General features: G+C 35.4%; 22 protein-coding genes and 1 tRNA gene. 6 read left to right on the plus strand and 17 right to left on the minus strand.

What is annotated here, in order from left to right:
* Positions 1–14: 14 nt before the first annotated feature.
* The 12 genes from CBG49_RS10010 to bshA all read right to left on the minus strand — a co-directional run bounded on the left by CBG49_RS10010 (position 15) and on the right by bshA (position 9,837).
* On the minus strand, positions 15–581 hold the full coding sequence (locus CBG49_RS10010; RefSeq protein ID WP_009751039.1) for an NfeD family protein: 567 nt from the start codon (positions 579–581) through the stop codon (positions 15–17).
* Positions 582–604: 23 nt separating this feature from the next.
* On the minus strand, positions 605–3,325 hold the full coding sequence (locus CBG49_RS10015) for a hypothetical protein (RefSeq protein ID WP_088594378.1): 2,721 nt from the start codon (positions 3,323–3,325) through the stop codon (positions 605–607).
* A 155-nt stretch (positions 3,326–3,480) separates the two neighbouring features.
* Positions 3,481–4,008, minus strand: a complete 528-nt coding sequence (rplI, locus tag CBG49_RS10020) for a 50S ribosomal protein L9 (RefSeq protein WP_088594379.1) — start codon at positions 4,006–4,008, stop codon at positions 3,481–3,483.
* A gap of 18 nt (positions 4,009–4,026) precedes the next feature.
* Positions 4,027–4,305 (minus strand): 30S ribosomal protein S18, encoded by a 279-nt coding sequence (rpsR, locus tag CBG49_RS10025; RefSeq protein ID WP_002671374.1) that lies wholly within the window; start codon positions 4,303–4,305, stop codon positions 4,027–4,029.
* A gap of 4 nt (positions 4,306–4,309) precedes the next feature.
* Positions 4,310–4,651 (minus strand): 30S ribosomal protein S6, encoded by a 342-nt coding sequence (gene rpsF, locus CBG49_RS10030; RefSeq protein WP_002679068.1) that lies wholly within the window; start codon positions 4,649–4,651, stop codon positions 4,310–4,312.
* Positions 4,652–4,774: 123 nt separating this feature from the next.
* Complete coding sequence (locus tag CBG49_RS10035) at positions 4,775–5,314, minus strand: hypothetical protein (protein ID WP_088594380.1); 540 nt, start codon at positions 5,312–5,314, stop codon at positions 4,775–4,777.
* A gap of 4 nt (positions 5,315–5,318) precedes the next feature.
* Entirely contained in the window at positions 5,319–6,251 is a 933-nt protein-coding gene (locus tag CBG49_RS10040) for a leucine-rich repeat domain-containing protein (RefSeq protein WP_088594381.1), read from the minus strand.
* On the minus strand, positions 6,252–6,695 hold the full coding sequence (locus CBG49_RS10045) for a hypothetical protein (RefSeq protein WP_088594382.1): 444 nt from the start codon (positions 6,693–6,695) through the stop codon (positions 6,252–6,254).
* Positions 6,692–7,435, minus strand: coding sequence for a class I SAM-dependent methyltransferase (locus tag CBG49_RS10050; protein ID WP_088594383.1), 744 nt, complete (start codon positions 7,433–7,435; stop codon positions 6,692–6,694). The genes CBG49_RS10045 and CBG49_RS10050 overlap by 4 nt, the downstream gene beginning before the upstream one ends.
* Before the next feature lie 18 nt (positions 7,436–7,453).
* Positions 7,454–7,789, minus strand: a complete 336-nt coding sequence (locus CBG49_RS10055; protein ID WP_088594384.1) for a cell-division protein — start codon at positions 7,787–7,789, stop codon at positions 7,454–7,456.
* A 2-nt stretch (positions 7,790–7,791) separates the two neighbouring features.
* Positions 7,792–8,706, minus strand: a complete 915-nt coding sequence (locus CBG49_RS10060) for an NTF2 fold immunity protein (protein WP_088594385.1) — start codon at positions 8,704–8,706, stop codon at positions 7,792–7,794.
* 6 nt (positions 8,707–8,712) lie between these two features.
* Positions 8,713–9,837, minus strand: a complete 1,125-nt coding sequence (gene bshA, locus CBG49_RS10065) for an N-acetyl-alpha-D-glucosaminyl L-malate synthase BshA (protein WP_088594386.1) — start codon at positions 9,835–9,837, stop codon at positions 8,713–8,715.
* Between the two features lie 99 nt (positions 9,838–9,936).
* Here bshA and CBG49_RS10070 point away from each other — a divergent pair, with 99 nt between their 5' ends.
* Both CBG49_RS10070 and CBG49_RS16160 read left to right on the plus strand, forming a co-directional pair.
* Positions 9,937–10,362, plus strand: coding sequence for a hypothetical protein (locus tag CBG49_RS10070; RefSeq protein WP_088594387.1), 426 nt, complete (start codon positions 9,937–9,939; stop codon positions 10,360–10,362).
* Positions 10,363–10,683: 321 nt separating this feature from the next.
* The gene (locus CBG49_RS16160; protein WP_227002878.1) at positions 10,684–11,124 is read left to right on the plus strand and encodes a hypothetical protein; all 441 of its coding nucleotides are present in this window, start codon (positions 10,684–10,686) and stop codon (positions 11,122–11,124) included.
* Between the two features lie 62 nt (positions 11,125–11,186).
* On the opposite strand, the gene CBG49_RS10080 is transcribed toward CBG49_RS16160, so the two are convergent.
* Positions 11,187–11,271 (minus strand) — tRNA-Ser (locus tag CBG49_RS10080).
* Between the two features lie 156 nt (positions 11,272–11,427).
* Positions 11,428–13,089 (minus strand): transcription termination factor Rho, encoded by a 1,662-nt coding sequence (rho, locus tag CBG49_RS10085; RefSeq protein WP_088594388.1) that lies wholly within the window; start codon positions 13,087–13,089, stop codon positions 11,428–11,430.
* A 219-nt stretch (positions 13,090–13,308) separates the two neighbouring features.
* On the opposite strand from rho, the gene CBG49_RS10090 reads away from it, so the two are divergent.
* Positions 13,309–14,283 carry a deoxyhypusine synthase family protein gene (locus CBG49_RS10090; RefSeq protein WP_088594389.1) on the plus strand — a complete coding sequence of 325 codons (975 nt, stop codon included), beginning with the start codon at positions 13,309–13,311 and terminating at the stop codon, positions 14,281–14,283.
* A 40-nt stretch (positions 14,284–14,323) separates the two neighbouring features.
* Here CBG49_RS10090 and CBG49_RS10095 read toward each other — a convergent pair whose 3' ends face one another.
* Positions 14,324–14,662: a hypothetical protein gene (locus CBG49_RS10095; protein ID WP_227002879.1), complete on the minus strand. Its 339-nt coding sequence runs from the start codon at positions 14,660–14,662 to the stop codon at positions 14,324–14,326.
* A gap of 283 nt (positions 14,663–14,945) precedes the next feature.
* On the opposite strand from CBG49_RS10095, the gene CBG49_RS10100 reads away from it, so the two are divergent.
* The 3 genes from CBG49_RS10100 to CBG49_RS10110 are packed head-to-tail and all read left to right on the plus strand — an operon-like array spanning position 14,946 to position 17,074.
* Positions 14,946–15,545 carry a SprT-like domain-containing protein gene (locus CBG49_RS10100; protein WP_009412092.1) on the plus strand — a complete coding sequence of 200 codons (600 nt, stop codon included), beginning with the start codon at positions 14,946–14,948 and terminating at the stop codon, positions 15,543–15,545.
* A gap of 27 nt (positions 15,546–15,572) precedes the next feature.
* On the plus strand, positions 15,573–16,646 hold the full coding sequence (locus CBG49_RS10105; RefSeq protein WP_088594391.1) for a mannose-1-phosphate guanylyltransferase: 1,074 nt from the start codon (positions 15,573–15,575) through the stop codon (positions 16,644–16,646).
* Complete coding sequence (locus tag CBG49_RS10110; protein WP_088594392.1) at positions 16,631–17,074, plus strand: retropepsin-like aspartic protease; 444 nt, start codon at positions 16,631–16,633, stop codon at positions 17,072–17,074. The genes CBG49_RS10105 and CBG49_RS10110 overlap by 16 nt, the downstream gene beginning before the upstream one ends.
* A gap of 72 nt (positions 17,075–17,146) precedes the next feature.
* Here CBG49_RS10110 and CBG49_RS10115 read toward each other — a convergent pair whose 3' ends face one another.
* Together CBG49_RS10115 and CBG49_RS10120 are read right to left on the minus strand one after the other, a co-directional pair.
* Positions 17,147–18,493 (minus strand): TolC family protein, encoded by a 1,347-nt coding sequence (locus tag CBG49_RS10115; RefSeq protein ID WP_088594393.1) that lies wholly within the window; start codon positions 18,491–18,493, stop codon positions 17,147–17,149.
* A 44-nt stretch (positions 18,494–18,537) separates the two neighbouring features.
* Complete coding sequence (locus CBG49_RS10120; RefSeq protein ID WP_088594394.1) at positions 18,538–19,152, minus strand: TetR/AcrR family transcriptional regulator; 615 nt, start codon at positions 19,150–19,152, stop codon at positions 18,538–18,540.
* Between the last annotated feature and the right edge of the window lie 17 nt (positions 19,153–19,169).

The following is a 19,169-nucleotide window of genomic DNA, read 5'->3' on the forward strand; positions in this document are numbered from 1 at the left end:
ATAATTTTGAATTGTTACAATCGTTCTACAAATAAAACAGTATCATCTACAGAAATTATTTTCACGATGGTGTTAGAAGGGAGGCGTTCACCGGTGGTCATAGCATCTAATTCGTGTATAGTACCGCGCACACTAATGGTTACTTTGCCTCTTCCCTGTTTGTATTCAGGAATAGGGATATAAACCTCGGCAGTTTTGCCTATGGTTTCAGAGAATTTGAAAGTATTATCTTCTGAAAGTTTCATCAGAGCTCTGATAATAAGGAAGAAGAGATATACAAACAAAGCTCCTACTATAGTAGCTAAAGCTATGAGTAAGAGCTGATTGTGTATAATTTTATAAAATGAAATACCAGTCCAGCTAAATCCTAACAAGAAGTTAATCAAATTGCGGAAAGAGAAAAGCTGGAAAGGTGTGTCGCCTCCGTTGAGATCACCGTCAAAATCGGCAGAAGTACCATCGGAGGCGTCACTTCCTATGAATGTAAGAATCATTTGAATGATAAAAATCACTGAAGTAGGAATTGCTATCATCCAAAATCCTTTTAAAAGAGTATCAAGGTTATTGAAAACTTCTAACATAGTATATTGTTTTTTATGGTTATTTATCGTATTGATTTAGGATCTACGCCTGTATTGATAATCGCTTGACGAATATCGGTAAAAGTTTTTAGATTTGCTTTTCCTTTTACAATATCGAAATTATTTCCTTTTTTAAGGAAATAAATAATATTTGATTGTCCACCAAAATAAGGAGGTTTAAGATTATCAATACTACCTCCTGTTCTTACAGCTGTAAAGAAAGCTACGTATTGTTTGACACGTTCTTCGATTTCGTTTTTATTTTGGTTAAAATCGTAAGATACCACTTCCCAGTCACTATTGCTTAGGCGTTTTGCATTGATTTTTACCTTATCTACCACACTTTCAGAGCAAGATGGAGAGTTGAAACGTTTCAAATCAGCAATAAACTCTTCGGTAAGGCTTACATTTGTAGCTTGAGGCCTTGCACCTGTTCTGATGTGTCTCACTACAGTTTTACCATCAGTTTTTTCTACTATAGTTGTAGTAGTTCTTTCGACAGGGGGAGCATTCTTAGGTTCAGGATTATTTTTAGGAGCTGCAACAGGTTTAGGTTCTCTTGTAGGTTCAGGTGCAGGAGTAGCTATTTCAACTACATTATCCTCCTGGTTTTCACGGTTTTTAGTTTGAGAAATAATTTGCTCTAAATCTTTTTGATAAGATTTCAACTCTGAAGCTCCACCTCTTAAATAAGGGCGTAACAAGCTATCAACTTGTTCGCTATTATAAGCAGAATAATCAAAATCTTTTAAGAAATTTTCCCATACAGCTTTTTCAAATTCAGGGCGCAATTTTTCGGTGAGGTAATTGCGTTTTTTTGCTTCGGCTAAGAAAAGAGTTCCTTTAGGGTCGGCATGAGTACTTTTCCAATTCTGCACTTCAGCAAGGAAGAAACGAGCTGGAGATACTACATCAATTTTAAGAGTATCTTTATTGCCTTCCTGTACCATTGTAGCTAATTTAGCAAGTTGTTCTTTATTGAACACAACAGTATCTTTTCCTTCTTCAGCAAAAGTAATTACCAATTTAGTTTCAGTTTCAGGTAAGCCTTTTTTGAGACGAATGTAAGTACTATCAATTTCATAATTATGTTCGTCTATGTTTGTTAAGAAATGGATATCTTCGATTTTGCTTTCCGATTTGAAAGCAATGTATGCCTTGGTAGGGTCTTTAAGCATAGGGAATATAAACCAATAACCTATTCCCACTAATGCCAAAACAAACACCACTATAGATGCTATTTTGAGCCAGAAGAAGCGAGATTTGTGTATAGGTTCATTTTTATTGTCACTCACAGTAGCTAAGCTGTTGTTTATCACAGCAAGTTGATTTTTTGCTCTAGGACTTTCGGAAGCAAGCATTTGAGGATTGTGTACATTACCCTCGATTTCATAGTTTATTTCACCACTTTTAGAGATACTTATCACTCTTTTAGTTTCCTGATTTTCAAACTCAAAGTGATATAAGTGTTCAGGGAGAACTATCTCTATAGGCGAATCACTACGCAAAGAAGTGCTAAACACAATCCCGTTGATTTTCAATGCTACAGCTACTATTTTATTAGAAACGACTGTAAAGTGATATTGCTCAAAAGGTATAGTGAGAGGGATTCTCTCATCCACTACATAATTACTTCTAAAGACAATGCCATTATAGCTAATATTAAATATTTTTTGAGCCTCATCACCTTTGAAGAGGAAATAAAAGCCTTTGCTATCACTATGAGGTTTTATCTTGAAACTACCACTTTCTAAGGATAAGAAAGTGATGTATTTTTGGAAGTCGTACTGAGGAGTTTCTACATAGAGTTTGGTTTCCTTTTCTACAAAAGGAATAAATTCTAAGCTATAACTATTATTAGTACGCTTGATATATCCTTTTTTGATTGCTTTCTTAACGGTATCGTTATAGGAGAACATTTGGTAATACTTAGACTTCTCGAGGAGTAACTCTATAGTATCATCATCAGAGAAAATCTCGCTTTCATAAGTAGTACTCACATCTCTACCATTTCTCATAAAAGCCAGAACTTTGATTCTCTTGTCGGCAATAGTAAAGTGAGATGTACCACTATTATTAGTAGTTGCAGTTGTATTTTGCTGAGTTCTATATTCAGGAAAGAAAAGTTCTATACTATAAGCACGAGGATTCTCTACAAATTCTTTTCTCAAGAAAACAACGTCCTGAATATTATCGAACTCTGGGCGATAAGGCATATTGAAATACTTATCTACTTCATAAATATCACTATAAGGAAAAATTTTAGGAGTATATGGCATTTCTAAAGTACAAGGCTTAGGCTGAAGTTCTTCAGTAAGTTGTTTTTCATAGCCACGTAGGAGATTGAAATAAGGGAAGATATCTTCTTTTTCGTTGAGCAAAGGCGCACCATTCTCGTAATTGATATGTTCAGCGAAGTACATATCCATCAATAAGTTGAGTACTTGTCGTATTCCACGCCATTGCAAAGTGTGAGGAACATACAACGATATAGCAATATACACTCCTGTCTGACCATTTACTTCACGAGAAGAACGGTACTGGGTGTATATTTTGTAGTTTTGCGTAAATTGAAGTGTGTAGAAATCTACACGAGGAGTGTGGATACGAATAAAAGCACTAAGGTCTTTTAATCTATCTTTAACCTCTTTAAGTTGAAAATTAACTCCTTGAGAAGCTAATACTTTACAACCTTGTTTGTAGCCCCATATAGTTAGGCCGACTGTATTAATTTTTGATTCCATTGTAATAAGAAACTTGCTAAAAAACGAGGCAAAGGTATATATTATTTTTGAGAAAAAAAAATATATTTGTAAAAAAAATACCTACCAAAGATTTCACGTCTTTAATAGGTATCAAAAATTATAATTGATATGAACTATTTACTACTTATAATTTATTAGTTTTCAGCAGATTGCTCAGCTGGAGCCTCAGTTTTAGGTTCCTCCACTTTTTCAGCAGGTTTAGCTTCAACTTTGGCTACTTCTGCTACAATTTCGAATGGGAAATCAACGATTACTTCACGGTGTAAACGGATAGCTGCGCTGTATTTACCTGTACGTTTGATAGTGTTACCTGCGATAGAGATAAATTTTTTATCGATATCGTGACCAGCTTTAGCTAATTCTTGAGCAACATCAGCGTGATTAACAGAACCGAAGAGTTTATCACCTGCACCTACTTTGGCTACGATTTTCACTGCCAAGTTAGCAAGAGCTTTAGCTGTTTTCTTAGCTTCTTCGATGATGTGTTGCTCTTTATAAGCTTTTTGTTTTAAGTTTTCAGCTAATACCTTTTTTGCTGAGGGAGTAGCTAAAATTGCGAATCCTTGCGGAATGAGGTAATTACGACCATAGCCGTTTTTTACAGTAACGACATCGTCTTTAAAACCTAAATTATGTACGTCTTGTTTAAGTATAATTTCCATAGTTTCTACTCCTTGTTATTATTTTAATAAATCGGCTACATAAGGCATTAAAGCTAAGTGGCGAGCTCTTTTCACAGCGGTAGCCACTTTGCGTTGGAACTTCAATGAAGTACCAGTAAGGCGACGAGGTAGCAATTTACCTTGTTCGTTCACAAACTTCAAGAGGAAGTCAGCATCTTTGTAATCAATGTATTTAATACCTGATTTTTTAAAGCGACAATATTTCTTTTGTTTAGAAGTGTCGATGTTTAGTGGAGTGAGGTATTTGATATCTCCTTTTTTTTGTTCTACTGCCATTTTCTTACGCTTTTTTAGTGTTTAACTTAGCTCTTCTTTTTTCAGCCCACTCGATGGCGTGCTTGTCTAATTTCACAGTGAGGTAACGCATAACACGCTCGTCACGACGGAATTCCAATTCGAAAGCGTCGATTACTTCACCAGCTACTTTAAATTCAAAAAGGTGATAAAATCCGCTTTTTTTGTTTTGGATTGGGTAAGCTAATTTTTTCAAGCCCCAATTCTCTTTTGCTACAAATTCTGCACCCCTTGAAGTAAGAAAATTTTCAAACTTTTCTACTGCTTCCTTTATCTGTGTTTCAGATAAAACGGGATTCAAAATGAAAACAGTTTCGTATTGATTCATAAAAATAAAATGATTAAATGATTTTTTAATTCAGGGCGCAAAAGTAGTATATTTATTTGAAGTAACAAAATAAAATACATTTTTTTTGCAATAAATCAAATTAATTGACTGATAATAAATATATTAATATTCTATTTCTTTCTCTATTAACATCTCTCCCCTATATATTTTTTGGTAACGAATGAGTTTTTCGTCTTTATAATAACCTATATAATAGGCACGTTCTTCTTGGTGTGCCTCAGCATCCTGTTGGCTTACTTCATCATATAAGTAGGTAGGGCGATTCGTTTCTTTTTTGTGTAGGTCAGAACAGCTAAGGAAATAACGTTGTACAATATTGTCCTTATACAAATAAAGTTTTTGTCCATTCATAGGGATTTCGGCAAAAACCCTTTCTTGTTCAACGGGGGTAATAGGTATTTTAGGCTCAAAAGAGGGGTCAGCACGAAAGGCGTATTGAGAATCAATATGTATTTCTGAGCTTTTTACTTTAAATAGGGTTCGCTCCCAAGTATTTCCTAATAAGAAATACTGAAAACCGTCTTTTTCTCCGCAATACTCATAGGTAAGTAGGGATTGCAAGGGAAAGGCTTCGGTAGCTTTTCGCTCTTCTGGGGAACTTTTGCAAGAGAATAAGGCTAATAAAGAGGCTAATAAGGTCATTTTTTCATTCTTTTCTACTAAATATATAGGTATCTGCTTCTTGAAAATTAGGGTATTGCCCTCCAAATACTTCTTTTATTACAATTTTACCGAGGTAACGTTCTAAAGGTAAGTAGATATCCTTAGCATCTGTACAAACAAACTCTAAATAAGGCATTTTTAGCAAAGGAGAAGCATCTTTTATAGGATTAAAACATATCTTTAGGTTTCTAAGTGTTTCTATACCTACCAAATCGCTAAGGTCTTCTATCTTGTTTTGCTCTAAGTCCAATTCCTCTAAAGGTAAATGCTTCAGAGGAGAAAGATCTTTCACCTCGTTGTGATATAAACGCAAGGTGGTGAGTTTTTTGAGGGCTCTCAGAGGAGATAAATCGCTGATTTGATTCCTCTCTAATTGTAAATATTCAAGATTGGGCAACCACGCTAAAGGGGATATATCGGCGTTTTGGTTTCTATCCAACCAAAGTTCGGTAAGGTTTTGTAATCGTTGCATGCCCTGCAAAGAAATGAGTTTATTGCACGATAGTTTTAATTCTTTTAGCTTGGAAAGTTCGCAAAAAGGAGTTATATCGCTCACTCCACTGTCATAAACCTTTACTTTTTTCAGTTTTTTATACTTGGCAAGAGGCGTATAATCTGTTGCCTTGACATTCAAATAGAGTTTTTGTAGCTTCTCCAAGGGTGGTAAGGATTCTAAATCAGTAATATTCTCCGATAGCAACTCTAATTCCTTTATATTAGGAAACATTTGCAAGTCGGCTAAGTCCTCCGAGTGCAAATCATCGTTATGAATGAGCATTTTGGTAATCAAAGGCGCTCCTTCTTCTTTGACTAACACCCTCCTCCCCTCTTTTACAAGAAGGTCAGCATGTTTCTTTTTCAGATATTGCTTTACTTTTTGCTCTATGAGCTTGCTTTTAAAGGTAATGTAACTCATTTAGTTTAATTTCAATATTTCTTCAAAACTAAGTATCTCGTATTCTTCGTTCAAGTGATATTTTTCTTTGGTTTGTCTGTACCAAACATCGTGTTCTTCCTGAAAACCATTAGTATCAGAGGGCGTTCCATCCTTCCAATACATATCTCCTTTGGCTATCTCCATTGCGTTGTGATAGGTAAGCTCGTGTGTAATACAAAACAAAGCCTCAATATCTTTAGGTGGGGTTGCAAAAAGACTATTTTGAGCTAATTTCTCAGTAGCTTCTTCCCTACTAAGTCCTGCATAGTGCATCATATAGTGTTTTAGCCATTCGCAATAAGAATAGTGGTTATAAATCCAATAACATTGGTCTTCAGTGTCTTCATATACTATTCCGTCACACAAGCCATTTTCGTGAGGTTCCGTTCCTATTTGTGCTAATCGTTTTTGTAAGGCATTCATTTAGTTATTTTTCTAAAAGTAATTCCATAAAATTTGTTATTCCAGAACAATTCTGTTTTCTTTTCAGCCACTGATGCTGGGATACATTGTTCTATGGCATTCAAATCAACCGTTTTGCCTTCAAAATAGGATTTAGAGAAGACACTTTTCTTGTATTGGGTTTCCACAAAGTCCGATGTTTCATCGGCAATAAGGAGTTTGCTTCCTGGTTTGGCAACTCGGAGCATTTCGCTCATAGCAAGGGCTTTATCGTTGAAAAAATTGATACCTCCGTTGTGAAAAACAATATCAAAAGTATTATCGGCAAAAGGCAATTCCTCGGCAGGGCACTGCACAAGGGTAAGGTTTGTTTTCTTTTGCCACTGCTTCTTACATCTTTTGAGCATTCCCATCGAGATATCAGCCCCTACAAGGTTTATTGTTTTCAAATCAATCCCTTGGGGTAGATAACGCAAGTCAGCTCCTGTACCTATGGAAACATAAAGCACAGAAATATTATTTTTCCATTCCAAGCGGCTCATCAATTCCGTACGCAGGCGGTCAATGGCATTTCCATACTTGAGTTTTCCTATCCATTTTTCTCCAAAATCATAAAAGAAAGACATCCAATCGTACATTTTCATATATTTTTGATTGTCTCCACTGACAAAATGGTCATTCATACAGCAAAAAATACCATTTTCTTGTTTTACATCTTCTATTTTTATAGAAGATTTGAATATTTGGGATATATCTTTCATTATATTTATATTTTCGAATTATTTTTTCTTAATCAAAATATCTCCTTCACAAAGCCAAATGGGTTTATTTTCTATCTTTAACTCCTCCCACCATTGTTTTTCTTCTGTTTCAGCATCATCTACAAGACGGAAATTAGAAAAATCTGTACGAGGCGGAGGCAATACAATAATACGCTCTATAGTTGCGGGTTCCAAATAATAGGTATCTGAAAGTTTTTTGAGGAAAAATAGTTGTTCTAACTCCTTTTTATAGCTTAGAAGTGCTTGTTTCTCCTCTTGCAAAAGAGAAACTTCTTTAAGCTGATGAATTATTTTCTGAAGTTCGTCTTCTATAAGTTGTTTTGCTGTTTTCATTATTATAATCCGTATTTAGTCCAGCCCCCATCGTGCCATTGACATTCGTCAATCTTCCACTCCCTCTCTTTTCTGATGATGAGAAAGCGAAACTGACAATTATGTCTGTCTTGAGTGTAGAGGTATATCTTATTCTTAGTAACCACCTCACTATCGATAATTTGATGTTCACCATAGGTACCACCTTTATCTAAAGAATAACAAATTCCTTCAGGACGATAGCCTGCCCTACGCTTGTCGGTACAATACTTTTTGAAGAGGTCTTTGCATTTTTCTCTTACCAAAAGATCGCCCTCTTGGGTATCGTCATTTTTGGTAGCGAAAGCCTCCCACTCGGTCATTGCCACAAAGAAGTCCAAAAGCAGTTGCTTTACTATGGGCAGATCATCAGTAGGGGGTGTTGTTGGTTTCTTCTTGCCTGTGGTGCGTTGGGCTTGTTCAAAGGCTTTTATCTGCTCGGCAGTGAAAGGTTTGTCGAGGTAGAAACTCACCTTGTTATAGTGTGCTACTGCCATAAGTCCTTCAAAGGTTACTCGCGTTCTCTTTAGCGAAAGAGATTTTAAGCGTGGTACTTGTAGGACAATTTTTAGTGTCTCATCAGTTACGGGACAACCGTCTAGCGAGATATGGTCAATAGGTTTGTCGACAAAGTACTTAAAGCCTTCGCCTGTAACTTGTTTGTTGCCCTCTAAGAAAAGGAGTTTTAGTTTGGGCAAAGTCGCTAAGTACTGGAGCGCCTCATCGGTAATCTCGGTATTGATAAAGTCCATATTGACCAACGACTTTACTTGTACGATCTGTTCAACCATCTCGTCGGTTAGGGCAACATCCTTGTAATGATGCCCTTTGCAAAAGCGCTCCTCGGTTACTTCTTTGAGCGCGGTTTCTAAGGTAATGGGGCGTTTGTATGTTGCCATAATGTTTTATTTTTCTTTTATAGCGTTGTAGTAAAGAGCTTCATACATCGGTATAATTTTCTCTTCATCAAAACGTGCTGCTACTTTGCGGGCATTTTGTTTGAATTGCGCCAAGCGGTTTTTATCACTTAAAATATAAATAGCTTTTTCAGCCATTGTTTGCACATCTCCTATTGGACATAAATAACCTGATACACCTTCTTCATTTACCTCCGATAAGCCTCCTGCATTACTTGATACTACGGGTACACCTGCAGCCATTGCCTCTAAGGCTGAAAGTCCAAAGCTTTCGGATTCTGAGGGGAGTAAAAACAAATCTGTAAAACATAATATACGGTCTATATCAGATGTGTTTCCTAAGAAGAGTACCTTTTTCTTGATACCTAAATCCTTACATAGCTGGTCAGCTATTTCGCGCTCAGGTCCGTCACCTACCATTATCAATTTGGCAGGAAGTTGTTGCTGAATGCCATAGAATACCCTTACCACATCGTCTACACGCTTCACTTTCCTAAAGTTGCTAATATGAGTTACAATTACCTCATCGGGAGTTGCCATTACTGTTCGTTTGCAAGGAGAAATAGATTCAGTTTTTTTTAAGGCAATAAAGTTTGGAATAACTTTTATATCTTTATTTACATTGAAAAGGCGCAATGTATCTCGCTTCAAACTCTCGGATACCGAGGTTATCACATCCGATTCGTTGATGCTAAACGTTACTGCTTCTTTATAAGTAGGGTGATTACCTACAAGAGTAATATCAGTGCCATGCAGGGTCGTAATCATAGGTACTTCTATTCCTTCACGTTTGAGCATCTGCTTTGCCATATAGCCTGCATAAGCGTGTGGAATAGCGTAATGCACGTGCAAAATATCAATGTTGTAAGTCTTTACCACATAAGCCATTTTGCTTGATAACGCTAATTCGTAAGGTTGATAATGAAACAAGGGGTACTCCTCTACGTGTACTTCGTGAAAGTGAATGTTCATTTCCAAGAAGTCTAAACGCACAGGATAACTATAAGTAATAAAGTGTACCTGATGACCTTTATGGGCTAAAGCGATTCCTAATTCGGTAGCAACTACACCGCTACCTCCAAAGGTAGGATAACACACTATGGCTATATTCATTTTTTGATGTATTAGATAGGCAAAAGTACTATTTTTCTGTTGGGTATAAAAAATATTAACAAAAAATTATATCTTTGCAGTTGAGTAACAAGTGATAAAATGAAAAAAACAGCTTCTTTTTTAAACATTCATAATGGAGATTTCCTTCTCATAGAAAGTGAAACTATTACAACTAATACAACTTTTTCTAATCTTAGAGAACGTTTTCCAAATAATAAAATATGGGAGGTAGGTACAGGATACTATTGGCTATATTTTTACAATTGTTCTTTTGAAGGAAAACTCTTTGATGTTTCACTTTGTTTTAAAGGTGAGCAACTTGAATGTTTATGTTTTGCGATGAACGAACGACAGACTTCGTGGGAAGATTGGAGTGAAGAATACGAATTGAAAACTGAAAAATATTACAAACAATGGCTCACAGCCCACATTGGTGATAATCACTCTTTTGATTGGGGAAAGATTGAGGCTCTTTATGACCGTAAAGGAGGGGGTACAGCTATTTGGTTAAGTTACAAAAGATGAAATATTCAAACAAATTAAGTCCTTATATAGAAGAAGCCTATAGCTTTTTTTTCTTATTCGATTGATAAACATTTATCAGTATGTGATTGTGACAATTGCATTACTCCTGCTGAAATAGATGATTTATGCCCTATCCCCTTTAGGAGCTCTCACTTCAACAAATTAGCACCTATGTAGAAGCTATGTTAGTGAGTACAGTTAAGGCTATTGTAGAAGTTCATTATTTTTTACCACGTACTGCTTGAACTCCTTTGTGAGGGTAAAATATTTTATATAGACGAGGGGTTCTCACTCTCTAAATGTCATTTTGAACGTCTTGACTTGTGGAAAGCTCCCGAAATAGATTTTTTAAAGCGGTTTTCTCTCGCTTTTTTTGAAGAAGTTCTCAGTGAAAAATACTCCGAAATCACCACGGCTGAAGATTGGTTGGTTTGTTTTGGATTAGCAGGATTGCCCATTCAACCTTTATTAGACTGCTGGATAGCTAATGCTTATAAAATGAATGCAATTCGTTATTTTGAAGAAATTTTTATGTATAGCTTACAAGCTAGAGGAATAGAGTATCATCATACCTATTTTAAAGACAGACACAGAGAACTGAATGTACAAATTACAGAATGGCTTAACAACTGTAAAACATTAAAGATTTTTTATAAAGCTGTAGAAAAATTATTATTATCAGATATAGTTTTAAATAAAAAAGTAGTATATCAACTTGAAAATATGTATAATATATTAGAATTTGAAATAAAAAATCGCTAATTATCAATTATATAATAAAAAATCCATTATAACACTTTATTTTGTTATAATGGATTTTTTTGCGGAGAGAGAGGGATTCGAACCCCCGGAGGTGTTACCCTCAACGGTTTTCAAGACCGCCGCATTCAACCGCTCTGCCATCTCTCCAATTGCACAATTGCTATTGTTATTTCAATTATGCGGGTGCAAAGGTACAACTATTTTTATTACTTGCAAATTTTTGAGACAAAAAATTGCGATGTTTTTTTAACTTATTTTATAACTTATTGTTTTACAAGAAATACAAAAATAACTTTTTAATAATTAGTTATTCATTGTCGCTAAAAACTCTTCGTTATTTCGAGTTTGTTTGATTTGTTTTTCCATAAATTCCATTGCTTCTATAGGATTCATATCGGCTAAATATTTACGTAATACCCAGATGCGATTGAGCGTATTTTCGTCTAAAAGCAAATCGTCGCGACGAGTAGATGAAGCCATTAGATCAATAGCAGGGAACACACGGCGGTTGGCAATACGGCGGTCTAACTGCAATTCCATATTACCGGTTCCTTTAAACTCTTCAAAAATCACCTCATCCATTTTAGAACCTGTTTCGGTAAGTGCGGTAGCTATGATAGAAAGAGATCCTCCGTTTTCTATATTGCGGGCGGCCCCAAAGAAACGTTTAGGTTTGTGAAGTGCATTGGCATCTACCCCGCCTGTAAGCACTTTACCTGAAGCAGGCTGCACAGTATTGTAAGCGCGAGCCAAGCGTGTAATAGAATCTAACAAAATTACCACATCGTGACCACATTCTACCAATCGTTTGGCTTTTTCAAGAACTATATTGGCTATTTTCACGTGTTCAGAGGCTTCTTTATCAAAGGTAGACGAAATAATTTCACCACGTACACTTCGTTGCATATCGGTTACTTCCTCAGGGCGTTCATCAATGAGAAGCACCATCAAATATACTTCAGGATGGTTTTTGCTAATAGCATTAGCTATATCCTTTAGTAACATTGTTTTCCCCGTTTTAGGTTGTGCTACAATCATCCCACGCTGTCCTTTTCCTATAGGCGCAAAAAGGTCGATGAGGCGTGTAGAAGGCGTTGCTCCTTTTCCTGCTAATTCAAATTTTTCAGTAGGAAAAAGTGGTGTAAGGTGTTCAAAGAGCACGCGATCTCGTACCACTTGAGGGTCTAAACCATTAATTTTGATTACTTTGAGAAGAGGATAGTATTTTTCACCATCTTTAGGCGGACGCACTTCACCGTGAACTGTATCACCTGTTTGTAAGCCAAACAAACGGATTTGAGAAGCTGATACATAGATATCATCGGGAGAAGCTAAGTAGTTATAATCAGACGAGCGCAAGAAACCATACCCTTCTGGGGTAATATCTAAAACTCCTTCGCAATCTACAATACTATCAAACTCAAAATCAGGAGCTCTATAACGATTCTTTTTCTCCTTATCAAAGTTTTCATTATTGATATTCAAATAGTTATTGCTGTTATTGTTTGCAATATTACCATTATTATTGTTATTGTTGTTATTATTTGAAAGGGGGAGTGTTTTAGATTGATTATTGTTAGTAGAAGAAGGGGTAAGAGAATTATTTTTTCGTTGAAAATTAGATTTAGTATCTGCTTTTATTTCTACTTTATTATCTTCTGCAGTTTCTTTATTTATTGTATTTTTAGACAAATTTTCTTGTTTAGAGCTTCCTACTTTTTGAGGGGCATCTATTTTTTTCTTTCGTTCTTTTTTAGATGGTGAATTAGTGTTTTCGGCTGTTGTAGCAGCATTTTTTTTAGGAAGTTCTTGAGAAGTTTGATTGGTTTGTTTTTCTTGAAAATCAATAATTTGATTAATAAGTTCAGGCTTGTTTAAGTAGCGATACTTAGGCACATTTAGCCCCTTTGCTATTTCCTGCAATTCAGGTAGCTTTTTAGATTTTAAATCTGTAATGTTAGACATTTTATAAATAGTTGTTAATAAAGTAAATGATTTTTTTCAGTAGAATAAGATAGTGTTTTTCCTCTTTTTAAATTAAGATATTATTGAATAGAATTTTGTAGAGGGACTGAAAACGCGGCAAAGGTACGAAATATTTTTGATATACAAAATATTAATTTGCTAAATTGATAGATTATTTATATCTTTGCCGAATAATTTAGATTTTTAAACTAATCAAAGATGAGTAAAGGACCTATTTCTCAATTCATTGAGAAAAACTTTTTACACTTCAATGCAGCAGCTTTAGTAGATGCTGCTAAAGGGTATGAAACCCATATTACTGAAGGCGGAAAAATGCTCGTGGCACTTGCTGGAGCAATGAGTACGGCAGAATTAGGAATTTCACTTGCTGAGATGATTCGCGCAGGTAAGGTAGATATCATCTCGTGTACAGGAGCTAACCTTGAAGAGGATGTAATGAACCTTGTGGCACACTCTCATTACAAACGTGTACCTCATTATCGCGACCTCACTCCTGAGCAAGAAAGAGAACTCCTTGATGGTCATTACAACCGTGTAACTGATACTTGTATTCCTGAGGAAGAAGCTTTTCGTCGTTTACAAAAGCACTTGGAAGATGTATGGCAAGCAGCCGAAAGTAAAGGTGAACGCTATTTTCCTCACGAATTTTTATACCAAGTAGTAAAATCAGGAGTATTAGAGCAATATTACGAAATTGACCCTAAAAATTCTTGGATATTAGCAGCTGCCGAAAAGAATTTACCTATCGTTTGTCCAGGTTGGGAAGATTCAACCACTGGTAATATTTTTGCAGCCAATGTAATCAAAGGGAATTTAAAAGCCTCTACTGTGAAAACAGGTATTGAATATATGATTTACCTCACCGAATGGTATCGTGCAAATTCAGGAGGTAAAGGTGTAGGGTTCTTCCAAATAGGAGGTGGTATTGCAGGAGATTTTCCTATTTGTGTAGTACCTATGATGTATCAAGACTTAGAATGGGAAGGCGTACCTTTCTGGTCGTATTTCTGTCAGATTTCTGACTCAACTACTAGCTATGGCTCATACTCAGGAGCTGTGCCTAATGAGAAAATCACTTGGGGTAAATTAGATATTGACACCCCTAAATTTATTGTAGAATCGGATGCTACTATTGTAGCTCCACTTATTTTTGCCTATCTTCTTGGTAAATAAGAAATAGAAATAAGAGGTAAGATTTTATATTTCTTACCTCTTATCTTATATAAAAAACCTCTTTAGGCTGTTCTCTTCTTATAAAAATATACCCTTGATAATATACATCTATACAAGCGGTAACTTTTTCATTTTCTATAACTTTTTTCCATAAAGGTTCATTTTCTTTTCGGTGAATATTATTGATGATGAGAGTGCTATCGTTGTGCATATAATTCAAATAAAAATCCAAATTCTCTTTGGGATAATTGATAAAAATAAGATCATAAGTCGTTGCAGTTTGTAATTCGGTTATAAGACTGCAATTTTCGTTTATAGAAAGTTCCTTTTCATCTGTAAAAATAGTTTTTACTTCCAAATAACGAATAATCTTCAGCAATGAAATAAATTGTTTTTTAGATATAATTGATGAATAATCAGTAATTTCACTTGATTTTACTAACTGTTTATTGTACAAGCAACGAGTTACAAAGTTGTAGATAAAAGGAGAATGCACTCCGTGTTGATTCGTTGATTTTATAAAAAATTTTAAATAACTTATGAGCGACATATTTTTCTTTGTTTTACAAACACGGCAAAGATAAAGAAAATTCACGAGTTTATAAATTTACAATTGATTATTTTTTTGCGGATGTAAAATATTATTTGTACATTTGCAGACTATGAGAGAAATTTTATTTAAATATTTACCCGAAAACGCTGTAACTCCTTGTTTCGAACTCATTAAGGCAAACAATATTTATTTGCGTATTGTAAACGAGCGAAAAACAAGGCACGGAGATTATCGGCAACTTCCTAACGGGCAACATCTCATTACAATGAATGCTTCTGCTAATAAATACCGCTTTTTGATAACCTTTATTCACGAAGTAGCACATTTGATAGCTTTTGAACGGTTTGGCAGACTTATCAAGCCACACGGTAATGAATGGAAATACACTTTCCAACAACTAATGAGACCTTTTATCACTCCAGAAATATTTCCTCAACAATTATTAGGCGTATTGCAACGACATTTTTTAAACCCTATGTCCAGCAGTGATGTTGACCCTGTGTTGGCTATAGCCCTCAAACAATTTGACACGAGTGAAAATGTAAGTTTTATTTATGAAATTCCAATAGGAAGTACTTTTCGTATCAAGGATGGACGTGTATTTCGCAAAGGGCAACGCCGTGTGAAATGTTATGATTGTATAGAAATAAGCTCTGGCAAAAAATACATCTTTCAACCTCACGCTGAAGTTGAACTTATTAAAAGTTAAAAAACTGAATTAAAATATTACAAATATATGGTGAACAATTATTATGCAGTGATTATGGCTGGCGGAGTAGGTTCGCGCTTTTGGCCTGTAAGTACTACTGAATACCCTAAACAATTCCACGATATGCTCGGCACAGGGCAAACACTCTTGCAACGCACCTATTCCCGCTTGCAGAAGTTTATCCCTCAGGAAAATATTCTCATTCTCACAAACGAGCGATACAAGGAAATTGTAGAAGAACAAATCCCTAATATATTGCCTAGAAACTTGGTATTAGAACCTTGTATGCGCAATACAGCTCCTTGCATACTCTATGCGGCAATGAAAGTGAACAAGCGTAACCCTAATGGAGTAATGATTGTAGCCCCCAGTGATGCGTGGATTGAAGACGAAAAGGCTTTTATGCACAATGTGATTACGTGTTTCAATGCTGCACAAAAGGCTAACAACATCCTCACTTTAGGAATCGTACCTACTTCCCCTAACACAGGTTATGGCTATATACAATACGACAAAGACGACAATACTAACATCAAGAAAGTAAATCAATTTCGTGAGAAACCCGATTATGCCACTGCCAAAGAGTTTTTAAAACAAGGTAATTTTTTATGGAATGCAGGTATTTTTATATGGAGTACCCAAACCGTACTCAACGCTTATAAAACCTATCAACCTGCTATGTATGAACTCTTTGAAAAAGGGGAAGACACTTATAATACCGAAAACGAAGTAGACTTTATAGCTAAAGCCTACCCTGAAGCTGAAAATATATCGGTAGACTACGCTATTTTAGAGCCTTCTACTAATATTTATGTACTCCCTGCTAATTTTGATTGGAATGACTTAGGATCTTGGGGCTCTTTACACGAGAAATCACCAAAAGATAGTGCTCAAAATGCTGTTATCAACGCAAGAGTATTACTCAAAGATGCTGAAAACAATATTATCCGCACTGAAGGAGCTAAATGTGTGGTAATAGATGGACTCAAAAACTACATTGTAGTAGATAGAGATGATGTGTTACTTATCTACCCCAAAGCAAAAGAACAAAACATTAAGGAAATAGTAAATGAAGTAAAAAGCAAATGGGACTTACATTAAACAAATTACTCATAGAGAAAGGATATATTGCTATTCCGCTTGAGTTTACTCTTACCCAACACCTTGTAGTGCAAGCTAAAATTAATGGTATTGGAGGACGTTTTATTTTAGACTCTGGAGCTTCTAATACTTGTGTAGGAATAGAGTGGATAACCTATTTCAATTTAGAAGCTGAAGACTCAGAGATAAAAGCTGCTGGTGCAGGAGCAAGTGCTATGGAAACACAGGTCGCTATAAAAAATCACTTAGAAATAGGTTCATTAAGCATCCGTAGAGTTCCTTTAGTTTTATTTAATTTGACCCACGTAAACGAAGCATTACAACAATTTAACTTGCTTCCTGTACACGGTGTTATAGGAGCTGATTTACTACTGAAGAAAAAAGCTGTGATAGATTACTCCAAAAAAAAGTTATATTTACTTCGTTAAAACTTATAAAAAGAGGCTACCTGATTTTGTTTAGGTAGCCTTTTTTCTTCTATGATTTGATATGGGATTTTCTTACTTCATTGTCTCTAACTTCCCTTGTGATTTTAGCAGTTCAATTTCTGCCAACTTATAGTCTAACAAGGCAGTAGTATAGTTATTCTTAGCATCGGATAGAGAGCGTTCAGCTTCTAATAAATCAGTGAGAGAAGCTAACCCTTGTTGATAGTTGTTTTGAGTATTGAGTAACACCTCTTCAGCGAGTTTTACGTTTTCTTTTTGTGAATCAATAGTAAGGAGGTTGTTAGTGAGTTGGCTACGAGCATTTTCATAAGCCAAATCCATTGCCAAACGAGTATCTTTGAGTGTAGCTTCAAGCGCTTGACTTTCTATCTGAGCTTGACGTATTTTAGCACGTGTACCAAAACCTGAAAAAATAGGTATATTCACTCCTAAAGTGATAGCTGAATAATCAGAACCGTATACTTTATCTTTTTTACCGTAAAAAATTGGTATTTTAGGTCCCATACTCAAATAACCATAAGTTGCTTGCAATGCTAATGATGGATAGAGCGCTGCACGTTGTACCTTTACATTAATATCTAAAAGTTGTTTTTGTTTCTCAAGTACTTGTAACTCTATACGGTTATTGGTATTTCCTTTATCGAAAGCCAAATCATAATTAGCTTCAAATCCTTCTTTAGGCAATGTAATAGCCTCATTCATAGGCATACCAATCATATATTTAAGTGCATTTTCGGAAAGTTGTAATCCGTTAAGCGCTTGCTGGCGTGCCGATTTAAGATTGTTTACAGCTACTGTAGTACGATCGACATCTATTTTTTTAGATAAACCTGATTGGTTTAATCCTTTTACTACATTAGCTGTTTTCTCAGTAAGAGCTAAATTACTTTCTATATTTTCTAATGTTTGTCGGGTTTGGTATACTTGATAGTAAGCTTTGGCTACCTTTTCTATAATGTCATTTTCAGTAAGTTGTTGATTGAGCATATAGAACTCACGGGTAGTACGCGCTGCTTTTAGTCCCATAAATACCGATTGATTGAAGAGTACTTGGGTAAGTTTAGCTTCGGCATTAGCTGTCCATTTTTGTCCCATTTCCATTTTTAATGGTTCATCACTTGCGGGCATACCTGGAAAAGCAAAGGTACTAGCATCAATATAAGTAGCTTGTAGTTTATGATTATAGACCATACCTCCAGAAGCTGAAATATTAGGAAGTGCATTAGCACGTACTTCTTGTATTTGGTATTCGCTTTTCTTTACTTCTAAGCGAGCTTTTTCGGCATCAGCTTTATTTTCTAAAGCATAACGAATAGCATCTTTTAAAGTCAATTCTTTTTGTTGTGCAAAGCTCACAAAACTGAGGCACAACAAAGCACTCGTAATGATTTTTTTCATTGATATTTGTTTTTAGTCATTAGTTGTTAGCAACTGAAATTAGTTTATTTTTTTTGCTTTCTTTCTTGTTCTAATACCCGTTCTAATTCTTTAAGTCCTTTTTCATTGACAAGTATCCTGAAATAGTACTCTATAATAGTATAGATAGTTTCCCAGAAAGGAAATTCTCTTCCAGGGAAAGTATGAGTTATAGAACGAAGACGTTGTACACTACTATAGAAAATCTTATAGAAGTTCACATTAATATCTTTCCTAAAAAGACCTTCTTGCCAACCTTTTTCTAAGAGTTTATCTATAAAAAGTGCATCAGATTTAGCGAACTCACTTTCCATACGTTCGTATGTTTTAGGATAGTATTTTTGTAGTTCCCAGATAGGGCGATCGCTATTGATGTTGAAAACTTCCTGAACCTTTTTTTGGTTGCGGTATACATTTTCTATCACTGAACCTTCTCCTTGTACAAAAGTATCTACATTTTTACAACTCATCTCTAAAGCGTAATCTAATGTAGCTTCTACCAAGTCGCTTTTAGAGGGAAAATGTTCGTAAAGTGTCTTTTTAGACATCCCCATTTTGTTAGCCAAATCGTCCATTGTAAAGGTTTTAAACCCGTACTGCATAAAGTCGTTTAAGGCTCTTTTCACGATTTCTTCTTTCATACGCTGTTTTCTCTAAT

The sequence above is a fragment of the Capnocytophaga endodontalis genome, assembly GCF_002209445.1.
GTDB classification, from domain to species: Bacteria; Bacteroidota; Bacteroidia; order Flavobacteriales; family Flavobacteriaceae; genus Capnocytophaga; species Capnocytophaga periodontitidis.

Coding starts and splice junctions, on each gene's coding strand:
- CBG49_RS10010 (WP_009751039.1), bottom strand. CDS start 581: ATGTTAGAAGTTTTCAATAACCTTGATACTCTTTTAAAAGGATTTTGG.
- CBG49_RS10015 (WP_088594378.1), bottom strand. CDS start 3,325: ATGGAATCAAAAATTAATACAGTCGGCCTAACTATATGGGGCTACAAA.
- rplI (WP_088594379.1), bottom strand. CDS start 4,008: ATGGAAATTATACTTAAACAAGACGTACATAATTTAGGTTTTAAAGAC.
- rpsR (WP_002671374.1), bottom strand. CDS start 4,305: ATGGCAGTAGAACAAAAAAAAGGAGATATCAAATACCTCACTCCACTA.
- rpsF (WP_002679068.1), bottom strand. CDS start 4,651: ATGAATCAATACGAAACTGTTTTCATTTTGAATCCCGTTTTATCTGAA.
- CBG49_RS10035 (WP_088594380.1), bottom strand. CDS start 5,314: ATGACCTTATTAGCCTCTTTATTAGCCTTATTCTCTTGCAAAAGTTCC.
- CBG49_RS10040 (WP_088594381.1), bottom strand. CDS start 6,251: ATGAGTTACATTACCTTTAAAAGCAAGCTCATAGAGCAAAAAGTAAAG.
- CBG49_RS10045 (WP_088594382.1), bottom strand. CDS start 6,695: ATGAATGCCTTACAAAAACGATTAGCACAAATAGGAACGGAACCTCAC.
- CBG49_RS10050 (WP_088594383.1), bottom strand. CDS start 7,435: ATGAAAGATATATCCCAAATATTCAAATCTTCTATAAAAATAGAAGAT.
- CBG49_RS10055 (WP_088594384.1), bottom strand. CDS start 7,789: ATGAAAACAGCAAAACAACTTATAGAAGACGAACTTCAGAAAATAATT.
- CBG49_RS10060 (WP_088594385.1), bottom strand. CDS start 8,706: ATGGCAACATACAAACGCCCCATTACCTTAGAAACCGCGCTCAAAGAA.
- bshA (WP_088594386.1), bottom strand. CDS start 9,837: ATGAATATAGCCATAGTGTGTTATCCTACCTTTGGAGGTAGCGGTGTA.
- CBG49_RS10070 (WP_088594387.1), top strand. CDS start 9,937: ATGAAAAAAACAGCTTCTTTTTTAAACATTCATAATGGAGATTTCCTT.
- rho (WP_088594388.1), bottom strand. CDS start 13,089: ATGTCTAACATTACAGATTTAAAATCTAAAAAGCTACCTGAATTGCAG.
- CBG49_RS10090 (WP_088594389.1), top strand. CDS start 13,309: ATGAGTAAAGGACCTATTTCTCAATTCATTGAGAAAAACTTTTTACAC.
- CBG49_RS10100 (WP_009412092.1), top strand. CDS start 14,946: ATGAGAGAAATTTTATTTAAATATTTACCCGAAAACGCTGTAACTCCT.
- CBG49_RS10105 (WP_088594391.1), top strand. CDS start 15,573: ATGGTGAACAATTATTATGCAGTGATTATGGCTGGCGGAGTAGGTTCG.
- CBG49_RS10110 (WP_088594392.1), top strand. CDS start 16,631: ATGGGACTTACATTAAACAAATTACTCATAGAGAAAGGATATATTGCT.
- CBG49_RS10115 (WP_088594393.1), bottom strand. CDS start 18,493: ATGAAAAAAATCATTACGAGTGCTTTGTTGTGCCTCAGTTTTGTGAGC.
- CBG49_RS10120 (WP_088594394.1), bottom strand. CDS start 19,152: ATGAAAGAAGAAATCGTGAAAAGAGCCTTAAACGACTTTATGCAGTAC.